At 59.6% G+C, this 22321-nt stretch carries 17 protein-coding genes and 1 pseudogene; 7 read left to right on the top strand and 11 right to left on the bottom strand.

The window, feature by feature from the left end:
- Positions 1-5: 5 nt before the first annotated feature.
- The 6 genes from AKG12_RS14250 to AKG12_RS14225 all read right to left on the bottom strand — a co-directional run bounded on the left by AKG12_RS14250 (position 6) and on the right by AKG12_RS14225 (position 6226).
- Positions 6-803 (bottom strand): ABC transporter ATP-binding protein, encoded by a 798-nt coding sequence (locus tag AKG12_RS14250; RefSeq protein WP_046799062.1) that lies wholly within the window; start codon positions 801-803, stop codon positions 6-8.
- Between the two features lie 70 nt (positions 804-873).
- Entirely contained in the window at positions 874-1767 is an 894-nt protein-coding gene (gene ntrB / locus AKG12_RS14245) for a nitrate ABC transporter permease (RefSeq protein ID WP_052819323.1), read from the bottom strand.
- 115 nt (positions 1768-1882) lie between these two features.
- Positions 1883-3175 (bottom strand): CmpA/NrtA family ABC transporter substrate-binding protein, encoded by a 1293-nt coding sequence (locus tag AKG12_RS14240; protein ID WP_035263483.1) that lies wholly within the window; start codon positions 3173-3175, stop codon positions 1883-1885.
- A 378-nt stretch (positions 3176-3553) separates the two neighbouring features.
- Entirely contained in the window at positions 3554-4840 is a 1287-nt protein-coding gene (locus AKG12_RS14235; protein WP_046799065.1) for a CmpA/NrtA family ABC transporter substrate-binding protein, read from the bottom strand.
- 33 nt (positions 4841-4873) lie between these two features.
- Positions 4874-5461, bottom strand: a complete 588-nt coding sequence (locus tag AKG12_RS14230; protein WP_052819344.1) for an ANTAR domain-containing response regulator — start codon at positions 5459-5461, stop codon at positions 4874-4876.
- 99 nt (positions 5462-5560) lie between these two features.
- Positions 5561-6226, bottom strand: a complete 666-nt coding sequence (locus AKG12_RS14225) for a GntR family transcriptional regulator (protein ID WP_046799414.1) — start codon at positions 6224-6226, stop codon at positions 5561-5563.
- A 264-nt stretch (positions 6227-6490) separates the two neighbouring features.
- On the opposite strand from AKG12_RS14225, the gene AKG12_RS14220 reads away from it, so the two are divergent.
- From AKG12_RS14220 to amyA, 6 genes are all read left to right on the top strand, one after another.
- A complete protein-coding gene (locus tag AKG12_RS14220) occupies positions 6491-7732 on the top strand; it encodes an NRAMP family divalent metal transporter (protein ID WP_052819322.1) in 1242 nt (413 codons plus the stop codon).
- A 19-nt stretch (positions 7733-7751) separates the two neighbouring features.
- Positions 7752-8519, top strand: a complete 768-nt coding sequence (locus AKG12_RS14215) for a LamB/YcsF family protein (protein WP_052819321.1) — start codon at positions 7752-7754, stop codon at positions 8517-8519.
- 12 nt (positions 8520-8531) lie between these two features.
- Positions 8532-9341 (top strand): putative hydro-lyase, encoded by an 810-nt coding sequence (locus tag AKG12_RS14210; RefSeq protein ID WP_052819320.1) that lies wholly within the window; start codon positions 8532-8534, stop codon positions 9339-9341.
- A gap of 7 nt (positions 9342-9348) precedes the next feature.
- The gene (locus AKG12_RS14205) at positions 9349-10944 is read left to right on the top strand and encodes a 5-oxoprolinase subunit B/C family protein (protein ID WP_052819319.1); all 1596 of its coding nucleotides are present in this window, start codon (positions 9349-9351) and stop codon (positions 10942-10944) included.
- A 17-nt stretch (positions 10945-10961) separates the two neighbouring features.
- Positions 10962-12695: an acetyl/propionyl/methylcrotonyl-CoA carboxylase subunit alpha gene (locus AKG12_RS14200; RefSeq protein WP_052819318.1), complete on the top strand. Its 1734-nt coding sequence runs from the start codon at positions 10962-10964 to the stop codon at positions 12693-12695.
- A gap of 111 nt (positions 12696-12806) precedes the next feature.
- The gene (gene amyA, locus AKG12_RS14195) at positions 12807-14294 is read left to right on the top strand and encodes an alpha-amylase (RefSeq protein WP_052819317.1); all 1488 of its coding nucleotides are present in this window, start codon (positions 12807-12809) and stop codon (positions 14292-14294) included.
- Positions 14295-14318: 24 nt separating this feature from the next.
- Here the strand turns inward: amyA and soxR are convergent, their stop codons facing one another.
- Positions 14319-14774 (bottom strand): redox-sensitive transcriptional activator SoxR, encoded by a 456-nt coding sequence (gene soxR / locus AKG12_RS14190; RefSeq protein ID WP_052819316.1) that lies wholly within the window; start codon positions 14772-14774, stop codon positions 14319-14321.
- Between the two features lie 161 nt (positions 14775-14935).
- A complete protein-coding gene (locus AKG12_RS14185; RefSeq protein WP_052819315.1) occupies positions 14936-17035 on the bottom strand; it encodes a TonB-dependent receptor plug domain-containing protein in 2100 nt (699 codons plus the stop codon).
- A 147-nt stretch (positions 17036-17182) separates the two neighbouring features.
- On the opposite strand from AKG12_RS14185, the gene AKG12_RS14180 reads away from it, so the two are divergent.
- Entirely contained in the window at positions 17183-18652 is a 1470-nt protein-coding gene (locus AKG12_RS14180; RefSeq protein ID WP_052819314.1) for a glycosyl transferase family protein, read from the top strand.
- A 19-nt stretch (positions 18653-18671) separates the two neighbouring features.
- On the opposite strand, the pseudogene AKG12_RS14175 reads toward AKG12_RS14180, so the two are convergent.
- The 3 genes and pseudogenes from AKG12_RS14175 to istA form a co-directional block, all read right to left on the bottom strand.
- A pseudogene (locus AKG12_RS14175) lies at positions 18672-19631 on the bottom strand (low temperature requirement protein A); the annotation flags it as partial.
- Between the two features lie 222 nt (positions 19632-19853).
- Positions 19854-20603, bottom strand: a complete 750-nt coding sequence (gene istB / locus AKG12_RS14170; RefSeq protein WP_029620554.1) for an IS21-like element helper ATPase IstB — start codon at positions 20601-20603, stop codon at positions 19854-19856.
- Between the two features lie 14 nt (positions 20604-20617).
- Positions 20618-22129 carry an IS21 family transposase gene (istA, locus tag AKG12_RS14165; RefSeq protein WP_082178866.1) on the bottom strand — a complete coding sequence of 504 codons (1512 nt, stop codon included), beginning with the start codon at positions 22127-22129 and terminating at the stop codon, positions 20618-20620.
- Between the last annotated feature and the right edge of the window lie 192 nt (positions 22130-22321).

The following is a 22321-nucleotide window of genomic DNA, read 5'->3' as shown; positions in this document are numbered from 1 at the left end:
GGGCGTTACTCCGCAGCTTCGACGAAGCGGTGACGTTCGTAGAGGAACTTCAGCACGGCTTCGCGGCATTTGAGATAGGTCTTGTCGGATGCGAGCTCGATGCGGTGGCGCGGGCGTGCCAGCGGCACCTCGAGCACTTCGCCGATATGGGCGGCCGGACCGTTGGTCATCATCACGATACGATCCGACAGTAGCACCGCTTCGTCGACATCATGGGTGATCATGACCATGGTGTTGCCCAACCGGGCGTGGATTTCCATCACCGCATCCTGAAGATGCGCGCGTGTCAGCGCGTCGAGCGCACCGAAGGGCTCGTCCAGCAGCAGGATTTTCGGCTCCATGGCGAGCGCGCGGGCAATACCGACACGCTGTTTCATGCCACCGGAAATTTCCGCAGGCTTCTTGTCCCTGGCATGCGCCATCTGCACGAGATCGAGATTGCGCATGACCCAGTCATGCCGCTCGGCCCGGGTTTTTGTCCTGCTGAACACCTTCTCCACAGCGAGATTGACGTTTTCATAAACCGAAAGCCAGGGCAGCAGGCTGTGGTTCTGGAACACGACGGCGCGCTCCGGTCCGGGCTCGTTGACCTCGCGGTTTTCGAGAAGCACCGCGCCGGCAGAAACCTTCGTCAGCCCGGCGATAAGGTTGAGCATGGTGGACTTGCCGCAGCCGGAATGACCGATGACGGAGACGAATTCGCCTTTTTCGATGGTGAGGTTGATGCCTTTCAGCACCTCTGCACGCGAACCGCCCTTGTCGAAATATTTGTCGATATGATCGAGCTTCAGATAAGCGTTCATGATTGATTTCTCCTTTGGCGCAATTCCGGACGGAAAACCGGTTCCCACTTTTCCTGGAATTGCTTGCCTCTCAGTTCGCCGCAGCGCCGCGGGTGATGACCTTGCCGAGCGCCGCCACCAGCTTGTCGAGCACGAAGCCGACCACGCCGATGTAGACAAGCGCCACGATGATGTCGGGCAGGCGCGAGGAGTTCCACGCATCCCAGATGAAGAAGCCGATGCCGACGCCGCCGGTCAGCATTTCCGCTGCCACGATCGCGAGCCAGGAAAGGCCGACACCGATGCGCAGGCCGGTGAAGATATAAGGAGCGGCCGATGGCAGCATGATCTTGAAGAAAAATTCCAGCTGGTTGAGCCGCAGAACCTGCGCGACATTACGGTAATCCTGCGGAATATTGCGCACGCCGACCGCCGTATTGATGATGACCGGCCAGATGGAGGTGATGAAAATCACGAAGATGGCGGACGGGTTGCTGTCCTGAAAGGCGGCCAGCGAAAGCGGCAGCCAGGCAAGCGGCGGCACGGTGCGCAGCACCTGAAAGATCGGGTCAAGACCGCGCATCGCCCAGACCGACTGGCCGATGACAGCGCCGAGGATGATGCCGGCAATGGCGGCAAGGCCAAAACCGTAAGCCACACGCTCCAGCGAGACCAGAACACGCAGCCCGAGGCCGATATCCTGCGAGCCATTCTGGAAAAACGGCGATACGATGAGATCGTAACTCTCCTCGAAGACCTGGCTCGGCGGCGGCAAAGATGAACCAGGGGCGGAACAGAGCAGCTGCCAGACGCCGAGCAGCACAGCGAGGACAACAAGCGGCGGTATGGTGTTGCGGGCCGCTGCAGCACCCCATTTGCGCAAATCGATCCGCGACGGATGTTTGGGCGAAAGTGCCACGACGTTTGCCTTTTGCGCTGCCGGCTGCTGCGGCTCTTCGTTGTATTTTCGGGCCAATGCGGACATGGGCGTTTCCTCTTGATTTCGGTTGCGGTCTGGGGCTCGCCCCTCATCTGGTCTTCAGTCGCGCCGGTTGGGCAGCGCACCTGGCGGATGAGGGGCGATACCCCGGGTCTCCTCCTCAGGAGGCCGCCTTGATGGACAGGCTTTCGAGATAGGCCGACGGATTTTCCGGGTCGAAGACCTTGCCGTCGAAGAAGGTTTCCTTGCCGCGCGAGGTGGAGGCGGGAAGATCGGCAACGCCAAGATCCTTGGCCGCCGCACGCCAGATATCCTCGCGGTTCACCTTCTCCACCAGCGCCTTCACATCCGTATCGGGCGCGAATTTGCCCCAGCGGATGTTTTCCGCGATGAACCAGCTATCGTGGCTGCGGAAGGGATAGGATGCATGGTCCTGCCAGAACTTCATCTGCAGGCCGGTATTTTCCAGCACGCGGCCGTTGCCGTAATTGATGTTGCCCTTGAGACGGCCAAGCACATCCTTCGGCGGTACGTTGAACCATTGGCGTTTGCCGAGGATGGTGGACATTTCCTCCTTGTTCGCCATCTCATCGCACCATTGCTGCGCCTCCATCACGGCCATCAACAGCGCCTTGGTGGCGTTGGGGTTCTTTTCCACCCAGTCGGCGCGCATGCCGAGCGCCTTTTCCGGATGACCCTTCCAGAGTTCGCCGGTGGTACAGGCGGTGAAACCGATACCCTGATTGACGAGCTGCTCGTTCCACGGCTCGCCCACACAGAAGACGTCCATATTGCCAACCTTCATGTTGGCAACCATCTGCGGCGGCGGGACAACGATGGTGGAAACATCCTTGTCCGGGTCGATGCCGCCGGCGGCGAGCCAGTAGCGGATCCACAGATCATGCGTGCCGCCGGGGAAGGTCATGGCGGCCTTGATTTCCTTGCCTTCGGCCTTCTTTTTCTCGAAAGCCGCCTTCAGCTTGGAGGCGTCCAGCTGAACGCCGGTTTCGGCATATTCCTTGGCGACGGAAATGCCCTGGCTGTCGAGGTTGAGGCGGGCGAGGATGGTCATCGGCACCGGCACATTGTTCTGGGTCACCTTGCCGGTATGCATGAGATAGGGCATGGGCGTCAGGATATGCGCACCATCGATGCCGTTCGAGGCGCCGCCCAGCACGAGATTGTCGCGTGTTGCGCCCCACGAGGCTTGCTTCAGAACCTCGACGTCAGGCATGCCGTGTTTGGCAAACAGGCCCTTTTCGGCTGCGATGATTAGCGGCGCGGCATCGGTGAGCGCGATAAAGCCGATTTTTGCGCCTTTCACCTCAGGCTCAGCGGTGGCTGCGAAAGCACCGGATGGAAAGGCCACGCGCACGGCGCTGACAAGGGCGGCGGTGGCTGTCGTCTTCAGTATCGTGCGGCGGCTGACATCGCCGGAGAATATCTTTTTCATTCGCATGTTCCCCTTATTGGGCCACCTCTGCGGGTGACGTTTTCGCTTGCGAAAAAACCTGAAAATAAAAAAACGCCGCTCGGTGTTTGCGCCTGCGGAACGGGAGGTGTTCCGGGCAGCAAAACCTTGCGACGTCTGTGTCTTTGAAAGCGCCTATGCCGCGCCCTGCTTGCCCCGATCGCCGTTGACCGGTGCAAACAGGAAGAAGCAAGAGGCGTGCCAGTTTTTAGAAACTAGCCTATCACATTGAAATTAAGAGGTGATTTTTACATTTACAAGATGTGATTAAATTTTTCTCAGCGAATTTTTTGTCTTCTGTTTGTGCAAAGCAAAAAAATCCGCGCTTGAAATTTGCGCAGCTGCAAGGCCGCGCGTCAGTCACACTTCTCCGGAGGACGGGGAAAACGGCGCGGATGTGCGCACGGTAAAGCGGTTCACATAGCCTACGATATCAGCGGGATCGAACATGAAACCGTCCACGAAACGGTCATCCTCTTCCTGCCCTTCGATGCGGATGTCGGCATCATCAGGCGCATTCGCATCGCCCAGCGCCGCCCGATAAATATCCGGCCTGTAGGCGGAAAGTGCGGCTTCCACACCCGCTTGCGAAAATTCCGCCTGACCCCAGCGGATCATCTGGCTGTAAATCCACAATGCTTGGCTCTGGCGGGGATAATTGGCATGGCCGCTGTGGAAAAGGAAATATTTGTCGATCACCCGACGGTTGCCGTGGCTGTCGATGCTGAATTCACCGGCAAGCACCCGGCGGATGATGCCTTCAGGCGCGCCAATGTAGCGAGGGTCAGCAAGAGCCTTGCTCAGATCGTCGTGATTTTCCGCAAGGTCGCACCAGCGTGCGGCTGCATCGAGCGCCGTCAGCAGCCGGCCGACCGTTTCCTGCTGGCTTTCCGCCCATTCAGGCCGCATGCCGATCACCTTTTCCGGCGCCGACGGCCACAAATCCTGCTTGGCGGCGACGATACGGCCGACACCGCGCTCGGCGGCGACGATGTTCCACGGCGCGCCGACGCAGAACCCGTCGATGGCGCCCGCCGCCAGCGCATCCGACGTCAAGGGTGGCGGCACGACCACCAGCTTGACATCGTGGTCGGGGTGAATGCCGCCGGCAGCGAGCCAATAGCGAAATTCGTAATTATGCGATGAGAACGGATAGGTCATGCCAAGCGTCGGCGGCGCTTCGCCGCGCGTCCGCATATCATCGAGTACCCGCTTCAAAGCCTTGGCGTTTTCGAGCGCTCCCGCCGTTTCAGACAGCCCTGTCAATGCCTTCATCCGCCCAAACAGCCGGGTCGAGAGCGTGATCGCATTGCCGCCACGTCCAAGTGAAAAGGGCGTGATCGTCGGTGAGGGGTTGGAGCCAAGCCCCAGCATGGAGGCGACGGGCATGGGCGACAGCATATGGGCAATGTCGAATTGCCGGAATGCCAGCCGGTCGCGCACATTCGCCCAGGACACATCCTTGACGAGATCGAGCGACAGGCCTTCGCGCTCGGCAAAACCGAATTCAGCCGCCGCAATCAGAACAGAGGCATCGACAAGCGGAATAAAACCGGCGCGCAGGATTTTCTGCCGGTCACTGCCCACAAGTGCTGGTGCGCCAGTCCCTACGCTATGTGATCCGGCCGATTTTCCCGGTGCCGCCATATCATACACTCCACACTGTCCGAGCGGCCTTTGTCACATCAACAGACCGGCCGCGGTGACCACGCTTTGCGCGATCTCGGAAATTTTCTTTTTCTCGTTCATCGCCGTTTGCCGCAAAAGCGCAAAGGCCTCCTCTTCGGAAAGGCCACGCATCTTCATCAGGATGCCCTTGGCGCGCTCGATGACCTTGCGTTCCTCCAGCGCCGATCTGGCGTCGGCAAGTTCCCGTTGCAGACGACTGAAAGCATTAAAGCGGCTGACCGCCATATCGAGAATGGGTTTGACCCGTTCTTTCTTCAGCCCATCGACCACATAGGCGGAAACCCCCGCCTCGACGGCCGCTTCGATGGAAGCGGTGTCGGAACGATCGACGAACATGGCGATCGGCCGGCCGACCGTGCGGGTGAGCTGGAACAGATGCTCCATCATGTCGCGGTTGGGATTTTCAAGATCGATGAAGATGACATCGGGCTGCAGCGTCTCGATGGTGCGCGCCACCCCGTTCACCTCGTGGATGACCGTGACGCGATGATAGCCGGCCTCGCGCAGCCCCTCCTCGATGATGGAGGCGCGGATCGCGTTTTCGTCTAAGACAAGAATGGTGAGGTCGCGAAGCGTCATGCAGCATTGATGACGCAGCGCAACAAACTTGGCAATCGGCTGCCGATGCAAAAATGGAGGGAGCGACAAGGGGCTTTCTCTCCCCTGCCGCCTGCCTTATCAGGATGCGTGTTCGACGGCGCGTTCGAGCGCCTTCAAAACCGTACGCTCGGAAAGATTGAGATAGATTTCCATCTCGTTGCCGGCGTCGGCCGCTTTGCCCTCTTCCATCAACGATAGAATCTTGCTGTTCATATCCACGAAGGGCGAATGAAGCTGTTCGGGATCTTTCAGCAAGCCGAAGCAAAGCCTGAGTTCAGCGGCGATGCGCTCATAAAAATCGCTGAGACGGACGCTGTCGAGGAGATCGACGACAGCGGCATGGAACTTCATGTTGGCGCTGCCCACACCCAGCCAGTCTGCCTGATCGCGCTTGACCTTGGCATCCTCGACCGCCGCCCGCATGACCCTGATGGCAGGGTGCTTGTGCCAGGCCTGGCGTAGCGCACCGCACTCAACCATGCGCCGCACCCTATAAATATCGATCACGGAAGCCATGGTCGGAACGGCGACAAACACACCGCGATTGGCCTCGTGGCGCAACAGGCCGTCCTTCGTCAGAAGACGGAAGGCTTCGCGTAGCGAATTACGGGAGACGTCGAAACGTTCGCTGAAGGCTGCCTCTGAAAGGCGCTGTCCCGGCATCAACTCGCCGGAGATCAACAGGGTGCGGATACCCTTCGCCAATCGATCCGCAAGCGGCAGACCCTCTATCGTTTCCGTCATGGCGCTTCTTTCCTTAAGGCAATGCAGCATCGGAATTCCGTGACAGGCATGTTCGGACACGGCATGATTGCCCATAGCACAAAGCATTAGCAAAGCACGAAAAAAACGTGATTAAATCATGGCCATAACGTCCAACAAATAGACAAAATGAAAGAACGATAGTTTTATATTGTTCAACAATATTGACAATTGCGCAGAACACGACAAGATCGACCGCATAAAGCATCCGCGAGGGGCGGATTGCGACAGGAGCGGAGAAAATCCATGGAGCAGAAAAAGCTCACCCCGACTGCCGATCTCAAAATGTCAAAACGCGCATCTCTTCTGGGAGCAATCTTCCTGATGGCGACATCCGCCATCGGTCCGGGATTCATCACCCAGACGGCGACATTCACCACCCAGCTTGGCGCAGCCTTTGCCTTCGGCATTCTCGCCTCCATCCTCATCGACTTCGTCGTGCAGTTGAATATCTGGCGTATCGTGACGTTAACGCGCATGCGCGCTTCCGACATTGCAAATGCTGCCATTCCGGGCGCAGGTTACCTGCTCGCCATTCTCGTCATCATCGGCGGTCTGTTCTTCAATATCGGCAATATCGGCGGCACCGGTCTCGGCCTTAACGCCATTTTCGGGCTGGACCCGAAAATCGGCGGTGCGATCAGCGCGATATTCTCCATCGCCATCTTCGTTTCCAAGCGCGCGGGTCTTGCCGTTGACCGGTTCATCATTTTCGCCGGCATCCTGATGATCGTGCTGACGCTTTATGTGGCATTCGTCTCCGCGCCGCCGGTGGGCGACGCCTTCCGCCAGACCTTCCTGCCGGATACCATCAATTTCGCGACCATCACAACCATCGTCGGCGGCACCGTCGGCGGCTACATCACCTATTCCGGCGCACACCGCCTGCTGGACCGCGGCATGGTCGGCATTGAAAACCTGCCCGCTGTCAACCGCGCCGCGCTCACCGGCATCGCCGTCACCGGCATCATGCGTTACGTGCTGTTTCTTGCCATTCTCGGCGTCGTCGCCAGCGGCGTCGTCATCGATACGTCGGGCCAGGCCGCCAATCCCGCCGCACAGGCCTTCCGTTCGGCCGCGGGCGATCTCGGCTTCCGGCTCTTCGGCATCATCTTCTGGGCAGCGGCCATCACCAGCGTCATCGGCGCAGCCTTTACGTCCGTCTCGTTCCTGCCCGTCTTCAAGCAGGATATGAGCGAGCGCGCCCGCAATATGGCGACGGTCGTTTTCATCGCCGTCTCGCTCGTCTGCTACCTGCTGATCACCACGCCGCCCGCGGCCATGCTGGTCTTCGTCGGCGGCCTCAACGGTCTTATCCTGCCCATCGGCCTCAGCATTTTCCTGTTCGCCGCATGGAAACGCGAAGACCTGATGGGTGGCCATCGCTACTCGCGGATTCTGCTCGGGCTTGGCGTTCTGACTTGCGCATTGACATGGTACATGGGCTACAAGTCCGCCGGCACCATCTTCGGCCTGCTCGGCCTGTAAAAACCAAAGGGAGGCGAACATGGCCGCTATCGATCTCAACAGCGATCTTGGCGAAAGTTACGGTGCGTGGAGCATGGGAGACGATGAGGCGATGCTCGCCATCGTTTCCAGCGCCAACATCGCCTGTGGATTTCACGCAGGCGACCCGGCCGGCATTTACCGCACCGTCAAGGCCGCCGCCGAAAAAGGCGTGGTCGTTGGCGCCCATGTCTCCTATCCGGACCGCGTCGGCTTTGGCCGCCGCGATCTGGACGCGACCTCGGAAGAGCTGATCGCCGATGTTATCTACCAGATCGGCGCGCTGAAAGGCGTCGCCGCCGCTGCTGGAACGACCGTGCGCTACGTCAAGCCGCACGGCGCGCTTTACAACCGCATCGCCAATGACGCGAAGCAGGGGCAGGCGGTAATCGACGGCATCAAGGCTATCGACCCTTCGCTGGTGCTGATGGGCCTTGCCAATGCGCCTATCCTCGATCTCGCCCGCAAGGCGGGCCTTTCTGTTGTCGCCGAAGCTTTCGCAGATCGTGCATATACACCTCAGGGCCAGCTCGTTTCGCGCCGCGAGGCCGGTGCCGTGCTGCACGACGCGGCCAAAATCGCCGACCGCATGGTGCAGCTTGCCCGCGAACGCACGCTGGAGGCGATCGATGGCAGCATCATAAAAATAGAGGCGCAATCCATCTGCGTGCATGGCGACAGCCCCGGCGCGGTCGCCATCGCCCAGGAAATCCGTCGTCGGTTTGAAGCCGAAGGCATCGACATCCGCTCTTTTGCATCCAATCGCTGAAAGGAGCGGCCAATGACCATACCGACATCCTTTCTCAATCACACCGACGCGCAGGCTGCGCGAAATGCCCGCGCCACCTATCGCGGCGGCCTTGTTGCCCCCACATCAGGCATCGCTCCGGGTTTCACACAGGCCAACATGATCGTGCTGCCGCGCGACTGGGCCTTCGATTTCCTTCTTTATGCGCAGCGCAATCCCAAACCCTGCCCGGTGCTTGATGTCTCCGATCCAGGCTCGCCCACCACGCTTCTGGCACCCGGCGCTGACCTGAGGACCGACCTGCCGCTCTACCGTCTCTGGCGGGATGGCAAGCTTGCCGAGGAAACAGCCGACGCGACCGCCGCCTGGGCGGAGCGCGACGATCTCGTCGCATTTCTGATCGGCTGCAGCTTCACCTTCGAAACGCCGATGGTGGAAGCTGGCATCGAAATTCGCCACATGACCGACAAGAGCAATGTGCCAATGTATCTTACCAACCGGCCCTGCCGACCGGCCGGACGGCTGAAGGGCAATATGGTCGTTTCCATGCGACCAATCCCGGCATCGCGCGTGGCCGATGCGGCCACCATTTCCGGACGTTTTCCGGCGGTGCATGGCGCACCCGTGCATGTCGGCGCGCCGGAAGAGATTGGCATCACTGATTTGGCCAAACCTGATTTCGGCGATGCGGTTCGGATCGAGCCGGGCGAAGTTCCGGTATTCTGGGCCTGCGGCGTGACCCCACAGGCCGCCGTGATGGCATCTGGTGTTCCCTTCGCCATCACCCATGCGCCGGGCCACATGTTCATCACCGACATTCCCGACACCGCCTATCACGCGTGAGGATATGATGCGTTTTCTCCCCGTCAGCCTCACCACCATTCTTGTTGAACTCGCCGATCTCGATGAAACACTGGCACTCTTCGCCTCGCTTCAGAACGATCCGGTCGAAGGCATTGAAGAGACGGTGCCGGCTGCCCGCACCCTGATGATCCGTTTCCGCCCTGAGAAGATCGATGCCGAAGCGCTGGCCGCGCGGCTGGCAAGCCGTGATCTCTCGGCAAAAATCGCGCCTTCAGACAATCTCGTGGAAATCCCCGTCCATTATAATGGTGAGGATTTGGCCGATGTTGCCGAGCTGACCGGCATGAGCATCGAAGAGGTCATTCGCCGTCATACCGAGAGTGAATTTACCGTGGCCTTTTGCGGCTTCGCTCCCGGTTTCGGTTATCTGGTCGGCGGCGATCCGGCGCTGCATGTGCCGCGCCGGCAGAGCCCGCGCACCCGAATTCCAGCCGGTTCGGTGGCGCTGGCCGGCGCCTTCAGCGGCGTCTACCCGCAAAACAGCCCCGGCGGCTGGCAGATCATCGGCACCACGCCGGTGAAGATGTGGGACATTGACCGCGACCCCGGCGCGCTGTTCCAGCCGGGTTATCGGGTGCGCTTCGTCGACATCGACAAGGCCGGAAGAACGGTCGATATCCCTGTCTCGGCTCCGCGCGGTCCCAGAAAAGAACCGTCAAAAGAAGGCCCGCATTTCGAGGTGCTTGCCGCACCCATGCCTGCCATCTTTCAGGATCTCGGCCGCTTCGGCCAGACCGGACAGGGTGTTTCGGCCTCCGGCGCGCTGGATCGCGGCGCATTCAATGCCGCAAACCGAATCGTCGGCAACCCTGCCAACACGCCCTGTCTTGAACTGACGCTCGGCGGTTTTTCCTTCAGGAGCACAAATCGCACCGTCATCGGCATAACCGGCGCACCCTGCCCCGTCACCATCACCACGACGGATCGCAGCTTTGCGGCCAACACCCATGTTCCGGTCTCCCTTGAACCCGGTGATGTAGTCAGTTTCGGCCAACCACCGAAGGGCATGCGCTGTTATCTTGCCGTACGCGGCGGTTTTGATGTCGAGCCGGTGCTCGGCAGTTTCGCAACGGATACACTGGCTGTCGTCGGTCCGGAGCCGGTGGGTTCAGGTGCCATCCTGCCGCTCAAGGGCGAGAAATCTGGCCTTTCCAGCGTGTCGATCGATGAGGTTCCGGCCTTCGACCCGCCGGCAACCGGCGAGGTCGTGACGCTGGACGTCGTTCTCGGGCCCCGCACGGACTGGTTCACGCAAAAGGGCATCGAGACCCTGACCGGCCAGCTTTGGCAGGTCACCCCGCAATCAAACCGGGTCGGCATTCGCCTTGCGGGCGAAGTGCCGGTGGAACGCAAGGACAGCGCCGAATTGCCAAGCGAAGGCACGGCGACCGGGGCGATCCAGATTCCCCATAGCGGCCAGCCGGTACTGTTCCTTGCCGATCACCCGTTGACCGGCGGTTATCCCGTCATCGGTGCTGTCGCCGAATATCATCTCGATCTTGCGGGACAAATCCCCGTCAACGCCAAAATCAAGTTCCGCCCGATCGGCTCCTTTGCCGAAATCGCGGCCAAAAACACATAATTCCGAGGAGAAAAGCGATGAAAAAAGTGCTGATTGCCAATCGCGGCGAGATCGCGGTGCGCATCATCCGCGCATGTCGCGATTACGGCCTGCAATCGGTCGCCGTTTATGCCGATCCAGATCAGGATGCGCTTTTCGTCCGGCTGGCGGATGAGGCCTATGCGCTGGAGGGCGTGCGCCCGGCCGAGACCTATCTCGATATTACCAAGCTGATCGCGATTGCCAAACGCGCCGGCGCGGATGCCGTACATCCCGGTTACGGTTTCCTGTCCGAGCGCGCCGAGTTTGCGCGTGCCGTTCTCGATGCCGGCCTCATCTGGATCGGCCCCGACCCGCACGTCATAGAAGCCTTGGGTGACAAGGTAGAGGCACGGCGCATCGCCACCGGCGTGGGCGCACCGCTGGTCGCCGGCAGCGATGGCCCCGTCGCTTCCGCTGCCGAAGTCACCGCCTTCGCCGAAGGACACGGCCTGCCCGTCGCCATCAAGGCGGCTCATGGCGGCGGCGGACGCGGCCTGAAGGTTGCGTGGAAGATGGAAGAGATCGCCGATCTCTACGAATCCGCCGTGCGCGAGGCAACCGCCGCATTCGGTCGCGGCGAATGTTTTCTGGAACGTTTTCTCGACCGGCCGCGCCACATCGAGGCGCAGGTTATCGCTGACAAGCACGGCAATGTGCTTGTCCTCGGCACCCGCGACTGCTCGCTGCAGCGCCGGAACCAGAAGCTGATCGAAGAGGCTCCTGCCCCCTTCCTGTCTGCCGAACAGCGACAGAAGATCCACGCCGCCGCCAAGGCGATCTGCGCTGCTGCTGGCTATTCCGGCGCCGGCACCGTCGAATTCCTGCTCGGCGTCGATGGCACGATTTCCTTCCTCGAGGTCAATACGCGCCTGCAGGTGGAACATCCCGTTACCGAGGAAACCACCGGCATCGATCTCGTCATCGAACAGTTCCGTATTGCCGAAGGCCACAAGCTTCGTGTGCTTGAAACGCCGGAGCCACGCGGCCATTCGATGGAATTCCGCATCAATGCTGAAGATCCCGGCCGAGGCTTCCTGCCGACGCCCGGCTCGATTTCGGTTTTCGACGCCCCCTCCGGTCCCGGCATTCGCGTGGATAGCGGTGTCGTCAGCGGCTCCAGCGTGCCTGGCGTATTCGACTCGTTGATGGCGAAGCTGATCGTCACGGGTGCCGACCGCGACCAAGTCCTGCGCCGCGCCCGCCGCGCGCTGAAGGAATTCCGCATCGAGGGCATCGCCACCGTTCTGCCATTCCATCGCGCCGCGATCGAAACCGAAGATTTCATCGGCACCGATGGCTTCAAGGTTCACACCCGCTGGATCGAGACCGATTTCGCCGCCATGCCGGATGCCATGGAACGCCCGGCACCGGCCGACGACCCTTCCGTCACTCGTACCTTTCTGGAAATTGACGGCAAGCGCGTATCGGTTGGTCTGCCCAGCCTGCTGCTCTCTAGCCTCGGTGCAGTTAGCGGCAGCAGCGCGGCTGTTTCCGGCACCGCCGCCCCCAAGGAAAAGGAAGGCGAAATCACCGCCCCCGTTTCCGGCACCCTGCAATCTTTCAAGGTGAAAGACGGTGATGTGGTTTCCGAAGGCGATCTGCTGGCCGTCATGGAAGCCATGAAGATGGAGACGCAAATTGTCGCCACCAAGGCCGGCAAAGTCCGCCTGATCGTCAAGGAAGGCGACTATCTGCAGGCGGGCGCAGCCCTCCTCGACATAGCCGGCTAATATACGTCGGACCTGCCGGCCTCACAATTGCAGATCGCGCATCTCCGGCGGCGGAACCCTTTCGCCGCCGGGCCGTTTATGGCGCGACCTGCTAACCATCGTGAGGGAAATATGGCCGGACGCACCTTGCTTCAGTTCTTCCATTGGTATTATCCGGACGGAGGGAAATTATGGAGCGAGGTGGCCGAAAAGGCCGAAAGCCTTGCGAAAATGGGTATCACCGATATCTGGCTGCCACCGGCCTATAAGGGCGCAGCCGGCGGTTATTCGGTCGGTTACGACACCTACGACCTGTTTGATCTCGGCGAATTCGACCAGAAGGGAACCGTCGCCACCAAATATGGCGATCGCGCCACCCTCGAACACGCCGGCCGGACGCTGAAGGAAAACGGCATCCGCGTCATCCATGACGTGGTTCTAAACCACAAGATGGGTGCGGATGAGAAGGAGAACGTGCGGGTTCGCCGCGTCAATCCCGAAGACCGCACCGAGATAGATGACGAAGATTTTCAGGCGCTTGCCTATACACGCTTCACCTTTCCGGGCCGCAATGGCAAACATTCCAAATTCATCTGGGACCTGAAGTGCTTCAGCGGTGTCGACCACATCGAGGAGCCGACCGAAGACGGCATTTTCCGCCTCGTCAATGAGTATGGCGATGGGGAATGGAACGAAGAAGTCGATCAGGAAAACGGCAATTTCGACTATCTGATGGGTGCGGATGTCGAATTCAGGAACCGGGCGGTTTACGAGGAACTCAAATATTGGGGCCGGTGGCTCTCCGAGCAGGTTCAGGTAGATGGCTTCCGTCTGGACGCCGCCAAACATATTCCGGCGTGGTTCTTCCGCGACTGGGTTGGCCATATGCGCGAAACGGTCGATCCCGATCTTTTTGTCGTGGCGGAATATTGGCATCCCGATATAGACGCGCTGAAAAGCTATCTCGAACTGGTCGACAAGCAGTTGATGCTTTTCGACGTCGCCCTTCACCATCGCTTTCACGACGCCGCAAAACAGGGTGGCGATTTCGACATGCGCAGCATCTTCGACGGCTCGCTGGTAGCGGCCGTTCCCGACCATGCCGTCACGCTCGTCGACAATCATGACACGCAGCCGCTGCAATCGCTGGAAGCACCGGTTGAACCCTGGTTCAAACCGTTGGCCTATGCCATCATTCTGCTACGCGAAGAGGGCGTTCCCTGCGTCTTTTATCCTGATCTGTTCGGCACGAGCTACACTGATACCGGTAATGACGGCAACGAGCACAAAATCGACATTCCTGCGATAGAATGCCTGCCGAAGCTCATTGAAGCGCGCAGCCGTTTTGCCAATGGTGCGCAGACGGATATTTTCGATGATCCAAGCTGCATCGCCTTTATCCGCCACGGCACTGCCGATGCCCCGGGCTGCGTGGTGGTGATGTCGAATGGCGAACCGGCGGAAAAGCAGATTGATCTCGGACCAGACCATGCAGGCGCGGTCTGGCGGGACTTTCTGGCGCACCGAGACGAAAAAATCACCCTCGACGATAGCGGCAAGGGCGTCTTCCCCACCAATGGTGGCAGCGTCAGTGTGTGGGTTTCAGCCGAAGCCGAGTGAGGGCAACCGCCAGTAAATATTCCCTTATTCGCTGGATACGAGACGGCGCGGACCTGCGCCGTCATCGGCCAGAACATCGTTCGGATTGCGTAGCGGACAATCGTCCAAAGAAAGGCAACCGCAACCGATGCAGCCGGTAAGCTGGTCGCGCAGCATCACCAGGCTGTTGATGCGAAGCTGAAGCATCTCTCGCCAGGACTGTGAGAACCGTCGCCAGTCCGCCGCCGTCGCCACCCGATCCTGTGGCAAATCCGCCATTGCATCCCTGATAATGCTGAGCTGAATACCGGCCCGCTGGGCGATGCGGATGATGGCGATACGCCGCAAGACGGCGCGATGATAACGGCGCTGATTACCGGCGGTACGCCAGCCCTCGATCAAGCCCTTTGCTTCGTAAAAATGGATGGTGGAAACAGCGACCCCGCTACGATGGGCAACCTCCCCCACCGTCAGGCTGTGCTTAAACACGGTACTTTCCATTCTGGCTCCTGTTTCCGGAACGATTTCCGCTCGGAAACGCGGAAACTCGTTGAAGAGCAGCCGGTATAATTCCTCAACTATAGTTGAGGTCAATAGGCGAATGGTCAAAAAAAGAGGGGCGCCCGGTGGGCGCCCCCTCAGATCTTGCAAACACGGCCGGATCAGAATTTCGCCGTCATGCTGATCCAGAAACGTCGACCTTCCATGACAGTGTTGAAATCGTCGGTGCCGACATCCTTGTCGAAGACGTTATAGACGGCAGCGTTAAGATCGACATTTTCGGCAACTGCATATTTCGCACCGATATCGAGGGTAGTGTAGGCCTCATATTTGCGCCCGGCCTTACCATTGATCGTCACCGGCGTCCCATTGGTGCCGATGCGCGGTCCAGCATTGATTTCCGATCCGTGATAATTGACCGAAGCCCAGGCTTCGAGACCATCTATCGGTGTCACCCAGTCGCCCCGCAGATTGGCCATATGCTCCGGTGTCCGCGCCAGCGGGAAACCTTCATAGTCACCGGTTTTCTGTTCAGAATGTGTGTAGGTGTAGTTACCACGCAGCGTCAGTTCCGGCGTGGCGTACCAGGTTGCCGTCAGCTCCACACCCTGAATCACCGCATCGTCGATATTGTAGTTATACCAGAGGCGATAATTGCGGTCCTCGCTCCAGCGGGCAGGCGTTCCATCCGGATTGAGCACCAGCGCGTTGGAAATCTTGTCCTTGAAATCGGTGTAGAAATAGGTAGCGCCAAGCGCCACATCGCCATTGTCCCAGAGTGCGGCCACTTCGTAGCTCGTGCTCTTTTCCGCTTCCAGGCTCGGATCGCCGATAATCACGCCGCAAGTGCCGCTCGGACCATAGGTGCAACCACCGCCACCGGTCGTATAGGCATAACCCGGCGCGACCTGGCGGATTTCAGGCGCGCGGAAACCGGTGGAAATGCCGCCCTTGATGGTCAGCTCCTCCGTCGCACTCCAGACGCCGTAAAGACGCGGGCTGAAATGATTGCCGTATTTTTCATGGTTATCGAGACGCAGACCGCCGGTCAGCGCGAAATTATCGACAATGCGCCACTCATCCTCGACAAAAAGCGCCCATTGGGTTGCCGAGAAGGTTTCGTCGAGATTGGTGCGACGTCCCGGGTTCTGGTCCGTGAGACGCGCTTCGAAATATTGGCCGCCCGTCACCAGCGTGTGGTTTCCGTACAATTCGAAGGGCGTGGTGAACTTGCCGTCGAGAACAGTGTTGCGCACTTCAGGCGAGCGCGGATTTTCGGTCACACGTCCCGTGCGGATATTTCGGGTGAAATTGGTGCGCTCGGCCCATTCCTGCTGGAAGGAGAATTCAGATGTGGTCGGTCCCCACCGGCCGGTATGAGACAGGGACCAATGATCGCGCGTATTGGTGTTGTAGGTGCCGTTGGCGTCAGTCGCCGCCAGCGTATCACCGGGCTCGGCGCTGCGGCGAAGCCGTGTCTTGCCGCCCTCGAGATAGATGTCGTGGTCCTCATTCGGCGTAAACGTCAGACGGCCGTTGAAATCATATTCCTTGGCGCCCGTGGTGCCGTTCAGGACGCTATCTTCGCCGCGCGTGAAGCCCCTGCCCCAGACCTGCAGGCCCAACTGGTCCTTCAGGATCGGCCCATTGGCATACCAGGAGACCTGACCACTATTGCCGAATTTGGAATGCTGCTGAACCGTACCCTCGGTGGTGACGGAGCCCGACCAGACATCGCCGACCTTGCGTGTGATGATGTTAATAACACCACCCATTGCATCCGAACCATAAAGCGAGGACATCGGGCCACGCACGACCTCGATGCGCTCAATCGCCGAAACCGGCGGAACAAAGCTCTGTTCGAAACCGGAGTTGCCGTTAGTGCGGGCATCGCGGGTGCTCTGCCGCTTGCCGTCAACGAGGACCAGCGTGTAAGCGCCGGGCAATCCGCGAATGAAAATATCCTTTTCATTGGCGATACCGGTGACAGATACACCCTGCACTTCACGCAGAGCATCTGTCAGATCGCGATAGGACCCCTTTTCCAGATCCTCGCGCGTGACAACCGTGATGCTGGCAGGCGCGTCCTTCACATTCTGCTCGAAGCCGGATGCGGTGACGACGATCTGCTGGAGAACCGTGGTTCCTTCCTGCGCCTGCTGCGAAAAAGCGGGCAGAGCAAAGCCCAGCGCCGTTCCTGCCGAAAGACCGGCCTTTATTATTGTCGCAGCGTTGTTCCGGCCGCGGTACTTCAATTCCATGTTACGCCCCCGCATTTAACTTGAGAATTTAACCCCACTTATTTAGGAGGGAGTGCGGGCGCAATGCGTTTGTTTTCGAACCATTCTAAATTCCAGAAATTGCAAAAAGGGCTCCTCCACTCAGCGGCGGAGTAAAAAAATCGCACAATGACAACCGGCAAGAGAAAAGAGCAATCAGCTTCCCCGACGAAGCCAGACAGGCTTGGACAGCTGAAATTACTTGTCGCTTTCGATGCGTTGTTGCGGGAAGGCAGTGTCAGCCGAGCTGCGGCCGGTATGGGACTGCCTATTTCCTCGATGAGCCGCATATTGCAGCAGCTGCGGGAGAAATACGGAGACCAGCTGTTTTTGCGCACCGGCCAGGGCCTGCGCCCGACACCCTTTGCCGAGAACATGCGGCTGCGGATCCGCTCGCTGGCGGCAGAAGCGGATAACCTGATCGATTATTCACGGGAGAAACCGGAACTGCCCGCCGCTGCCAATAAAAGCGGCTGGGAACGGCCAGTGCTGATGAAGGCACCACCGCTTTCGCTTCGCCCGAGCGTTATTCTGGAAGGCCAGCCGACGCCGGAAAACATCGCCGACCGTCTCGCCCGTATCGGCCACAATGCCGATCCGCAGCAGCGGCTTGCCAAATACATCGCAACCTCGGCAATGGGCATCGGCAATAGCCGCCCACTGAGCCAGGAGGAGGCGATGGATGCGCTGGCGATCATTCTCGACGGCGATGCCGACCCGATTCAAATCGGGGCGCTGCTTGCAACCATGCACTATCGCGGTGGGACGGCAGCGGAGCTTGCCGGTTTCATTGAAGCCATGTGGCGGCATATAGAAAGAGACCGGCAGCGGCCTGCCGCCGTTGATCTCGACTGGCCGGCCTATATGTCGCCCAAACATCGCGACGCACCGTGGTTCCTGCATTCCGCCCGCCTCGTTTCCATGGCGGGATACAGCGTTTTGTTGCATGGCCATGTGGGTCAGGGAGAAAATGGCGGCAAGCTCGAACTTGCAGCTGAAGCCTGTGGAATTCCCCTATGCCATTCTCTTTCGCAGGCGGCTGAGGCCACAGCCTCAGAACGGATCGCCTATTTGCCGATTGGCGGCCTGTCTCTGCAGTTCCAGAGCCTTCTTGGCCTGCACGGCATTCTGGAAATGCGCCTGCCGCTCAACACGGTCGTGCATCTTCTCAACCCGCTTCGCGCCAAAAGTGCCATCATCGGTGTCGCCCGCCCCTCCTATCAGGAGCTTCACCGCGACACTGCGCGGCTGCTTTCGGTGGAAAACCTCGCCATTCTCGGCAATACGCGGGATTTTGCGCAATTCACACCGTTTCGTAGTACCCGGATTTTTGGCCTCTCCAAAGGCAAAGATGTTGAATTCGTCATTCCAGCCCGCGAAACGCCACCGGCCGAGATGCCAACCATGTTCACCACCTTCGAATATTGGCGGGCAGTCTGGACGGGGGCGGCCAGGGATGAAAGAGCCGAAACCACCATCATCTCCACGGCTGCAATCGCGCTGATGCTGGTCAACGACATGGCCATGCCATTTGAAGAGGCCTATGCCCGCAGCCTGCGGCTGTGGCACGACAGGGCGCGTAATTTCGCCAATGTCTGAAAGCTTGGGGCCTGAAAGCTCAGGCGTTGGCGACTGATTTTTTCAGTGCCAGATACTCCCACACGGCAACGAGCAGCAGGATGCCCGTGCTTGCCAGTTGCAGGATGAAAAGCGGTATGCCCGGCACCGGCAAAAGCAGGAGGAGCGCCACCACACCGGCAAAATGCGAAACGGGACGCTGGTAAGTGGCGGCAATCTTGACGCCGATATTGCCCGCAAGGAACAGGATGGGGCCGCCGAGAATAGCGATGGCCTCCCTTAACGTCACGCCCTCCCGGGCATGGGACAGGCTGAAATCTTCTCCCACCGCCGTCAGGATAATGCCCGCCACGATAGGCAGGTGGCCATAGTTGAAGAGATTATGGGCGATCTTCGCTTTCTCTTCTGCATTCTCAGCCTTTCTGGACGCTTCCTCCTGCCCGTGATGGAAATAGATCCACCACATCGCCACGGTGCTGACGAAGGCAGAACAGAAAACGATGAATGTCAGGGTGGAATTCATATATTCAGTGGCCGTGCGGCCGGTGGTGAGAATGGTTTCGCCGAGGCAGATGATCACGAACAGCGCGCAGCGCTCCGCCAGGTGTTCGCCGGAAAGATGCAGCCTGTCCTCGTCGCTGGATGCCACACCCGGCACCACATAACGGCAGGCCGGTCCCGCATATTCGATCGCCAGCGCCACACCCCACAGGAGAATACGGTCCGTCAGATCGACCAGCCCGCCGGCCAGCCAGAACAGGCTTGATATGACGAGCCAGATCGTTACGCGCACGAAAACCAGAAAAGACTGCCGATCTTCCCCCTTGAAGGCATAAAGCGCAAAAAGGCTCCGCCCCACCTGCATGGTGCTGTAGATGACGGCGAAAACGAACCCCTGTTCCGCAAAAGCTTCCGGCAGAGCGATGGCCAGCAGAACCCCACCGAACATCAACACAAAGAGCAGAATCCGGACCGGCTCCTTTTCCGTATTGTGCGTATTCCGATGAAGCCGGCCACCTATTCCGACACGAAGCCGGCCACCCATTCCGATTTCATTCCGGCCACCGTTNTGCGTATTCCGATGAAGCCGGCCACCTATTCCGACACGAAGCCGGCCACCCATTCCGATTTCATTCCGGCCACCGTTCCGATCTGAAGCCGGCCAGTTGGTGTGCCTCTGGGTCGTCATGTTCTTTGGCTTGAAGCCGCCTGGCGGTCAAGCTTAGGTTGTCGCGGCAGCAGTCATAGAACGCTGCTTTCGCATACTCTCCCCCGTGAGTTCGATGCGGTAAGCATTGTGAACGAGGCGATCGAGGATGGCGTCGGCGATCGTCGGATTGCCGATCATGTCGTACCAGTGCTCGACGGGCACCTGGCTGGTGACGATGGTAGACCGTTTCTCATAGCGGTCTTCAACGATCTCCAGGAGGTCGCGCCGTTGCTCGTCGCTGAGCTTCTCCGGACCCCAGTCATCAAGAATGAGCAGGTCTGTTCTGGCCAGCGCCTTCAGGACCTTCGGGTATCGGCCGTCGCCACGCGCCAGTGCAAGGGTGGCAAACAGTCTGGGCAGGCGATGATAGGCGACGGAGAAGTCCTCGCGGCACGCCTTGTGTCCGAGAGCGCATGCAAGCCAGCTCTTGCCGACGCCGGCGGGTCCGATCATGAGCAGGCTGTGGCGCTGCCGGATCCAGTCACATCCGGCAAGCTTCAGGAACAGATTGCGATCGAGGCCGCGGGTGGCGCGGAAATCGATGTTCTCGATTTGGGCATCATGGCGCAGCTTTGCGGCCCGGGCCCGGGCCTCGAAGCGCTTCTGGCCTCGGGCGGTCGACTCGCGCTCGAGAAGAAGGGCCAGCCACTCACCGTGCTCGAGGTGTCTCGCCTCCGGTTGCGCCTCAAGTTCCTGATAGGCGCTTGCCATGCCGGAAAGGCCGAGTTCGCGCAGCATGTCGATGGTAGGATTGATCAGCATGATGGAAGGTCTCCTCAATGAAAGTAACTGGGACCGCGTAAGTTGGCGTGTTCCACAACGGCGGCAGGTTCGGTGGGAGGTGTTTTGCTTTTGTAGGTGGCGATGAGCGACGCGATGGTCTTGCTGTTCAAGCCGCCAATCTCAACAGCGCGCGCTGAGACGGCCTCGGCGCGGTCCTGGCCGATGTCACGGTAAAGGCGCAGGATCCCGAGGCACGTTCTGAAGCCCTGCTCGGGGTGCGGACGGCTGGCGAGAATGGCGATGATAAGCCCTTCGGTCTGCGGCCCGATAGACGCGCCCCATCGCCGGAAGCGTTCCGGCGTCCACTCGGCATATCGGCGGTGTGAACTGGGCATGTGAGCGGGGTCAGTTCCATAGCGCGGGCCACCATAGCGGCGCTGATGCACCGCAACGCGTTTGCCGCGATGGAAGATCTCGATCATCCGTTCAGTCGCCCGGACATCGACTTGGCTCCGTATGAGGGCATGCGGGACAGAATAGAAGAAGCTCTGGAACTCGACATGGTAATCCGTCGACACCCGCGCCAAGCGCCATTCGGCGAACTCATAATGTTCGCTGGGCAGGCTTGCGAGTGCTGCCTGTTCGACCGTCTCAAAGAGGTTCCGACGACTGACGCCCAACCGGCGCATGACGTGATTGTTGATGCGCTCCAGCATCTGGGCGATTGCGGCATTGGCTTCGGCGAGCGAGAAGAATGTCTGCTTGCGAAGACGGCCGAGAATACAGCTCTGGGCGAACTTCACGCCATTCTCCACCTTGGCCTTGTCCTTCGGGCGTCGCGGACGTGCTGGCAGGACACCGACGCCATAATGAGCAGCCATGACCCCATAGCTGCGATTGATCTCAGGATCGTAGAAGCTGGCGCGGTTGACGCCGGACTTCAGATTATCGGGCACGATCAGGCGGGGCACGCCGTCGAAGAACATGAACATGCGCACATGTGAACCGATCCAGTCTGGCAGGGCCTGGGTCCATGTGGCTTCCGCATATGTGTAGCTCGACGCGCCGAGCACGCCGAGGAACAGTTCCGCCTCGCGGATCTCGCCGGTCTTGCGATCGACGATAGGCACGCGTTTGCCGGAGTAATCCACAAAGACTTTGTCGCCAGCGACGTGTTCCTGGCGCATCGTCGGTGACAAGCGCTTCTCAAAGCCACGGAACAGCTCGCAAAAGCGGCTATATCCATACCCATCCGGATGGATGCTGCGGTATTCCTCCCAAAGGATCAGCAGCGTCACGCCTGGCTTCTTCAGCTCGATCGAAAGCGGGCCCCAATCGGGCTCTTGCCGCAATCGCTGGCCTTGCTTAACGCCGGGATGGACGAAAAGCTTGGCCTCAAGGACATCGTCTGTCAGGTCGCTGGCGAGGGGCCAACTCAACCCGACCATCGCAGCTCGCTTCAGGTTGTCCTGCACGGTGCTGCGAGCAATGCCAAGCATCACCGCGATCTCGCGGCTACTCGTTCCGCTACCCGCAAGCCGCAGCATTTGTCGTATGTGTCGCATGGTCAGCTTTCTTTTTGCAGGCATTAAATTCCCCTCGTGGATATCGAGGGGACACATGCCAAGGTTGCTGACCCAGGGGAACTTGAGTGCCGGAAACTGGCCGGTTATTGATTGGAATGGTGGCCGGCTTCAAATCGGAACGGTGGCCGGTCAATGATCGGAATGGCGGCCGGCTTCACAGCGGAATCCGCA

Source organism: Agrobacterium sp. SUL3, assembly GCF_001263295.1.
In the GTDB taxonomy this organism is placed as follows: Bacteria; Pseudomonadota; Alphaproteobacteria; order Rhizobiales; family Rhizobiaceae; genus Agrobacterium; species Agrobacterium tomkonis.
The sequence above is the reverse complement of the archived record's forward strand: the minus strand, read 5'-3'. Positions and strand labels throughout refer to the sequence as shown.

What these genes read in the sequence shown, in the direction of transcription:
- AKG12_RS14250 (WP_046799062.1), bottom strand. Translation starts at nt 803, where the DNA reads ATGAACGCTTATCTGAAGCTCGATCATATCGACAAATATTTCGACAAG.
- ntrB (WP_052819323.1), bottom strand. Translation starts at nt 1,767, where the DNA reads ATGTCCGCATTGGCCCGAAAATACAACGAAGAGCCGCAGCAGCCGGCA.
- AKG12_RS14240 (WP_035263483.1), bottom strand. Translation starts at nt 3,175, where the DNA reads ATGAAAAAGATATTCTCCGGCGATGTCAGCCGCCGCACGATACTGAAG.
- AKG12_RS14235 (WP_046799065.1), bottom strand. Translation starts at nt 4,840, where the DNA reads ATGGCGGCACCGGGAAAATCGGCCGGATCACATAGCGTAGGGACTGGC.
- AKG12_RS14230 (WP_052819344.1), bottom strand. Translation starts at nt 5,461, where the DNA reads ATGACGCTTCGCGACCTCACCATTCTTGTCTTAGACGAAAACGCGATC.
- AKG12_RS14225 (WP_046799414.1), bottom strand. Translation starts at nt 6,226, where the DNA reads ATGACGGAAACGATAGAGGGTCTGCCGCTTGCGGATCGATTGGCGAAG.
- AKG12_RS14220 (WP_052819322.1), top strand. Translation starts at nt 6,491, where the DNA reads ATGGAGCAGAAAAAGCTCACCCCGACTGCCGATCTCAAAATGTCAAAA.
- AKG12_RS14215 (WP_052819321.1), top strand. Translation starts at nt 7,752, where the DNA reads ATGGCCGCTATCGATCTCAACAGCGATCTTGGCGAAAGTTACGGTGCG.
- AKG12_RS14210 (WP_052819320.1), top strand. Translation starts at nt 8,532, where the DNA reads ATGACCATACCGACATCCTTTCTCAATCACACCGACGCGCAGGCTGCG.
- AKG12_RS14205 (WP_052819319.1), top strand. Translation starts at nt 9,349, where the DNA reads ATGCGTTTTCTCCCCGTCAGCCTCACCACCATTCTTGTTGAACTCGCC.
- AKG12_RS14200 (WP_052819318.1), top strand. Translation starts at nt 10,962, where the DNA reads ATGAAAAAAGTGCTGATTGCCAATCGCGGCGAGATCGCGGTGCGCATC.
- amyA (WP_052819317.1), top strand. Translation starts at nt 12,807, where the DNA reads ATGGCCGGACGCACCTTGCTTCAGTTCTTCCATTGGTATTATCCGGAC.
- soxR (WP_052819316.1), bottom strand. Translation starts at nt 14,774, where the DNA reads ATGGAAAGTACCGTGTTTAAGCACAGCCTGACGGTGGGGGAGGTTGCC.
- AKG12_RS14185 (WP_052819315.1), bottom strand. Translation starts at nt 17,035, where the DNA reads ATGGAATTGAAGTACCGCGGCCGGAACAACGCTGCGACAATAATAAAG.
- AKG12_RS14180 (WP_052819314.1), top strand. Translation starts at nt 17,183, where the DNA reads ATGACAACCGGCAAGAGAAAAGAGCAATCAGCTTCCCCGACGAAGCCA.
- istB (WP_029620554.1), bottom strand. Translation starts at nt 20,603, where the DNA reads ATGCTGATCAATCCTACCATCGACATGCTGCGCGAACTCGGCCTTTCC.
- istA (WP_082178866.1), bottom strand. Translation starts at nt 22,129, where the DNA reads ATGCGACACATACGACAAATGCTGCGGCTTGCGGGTAGCGGAACGAGT.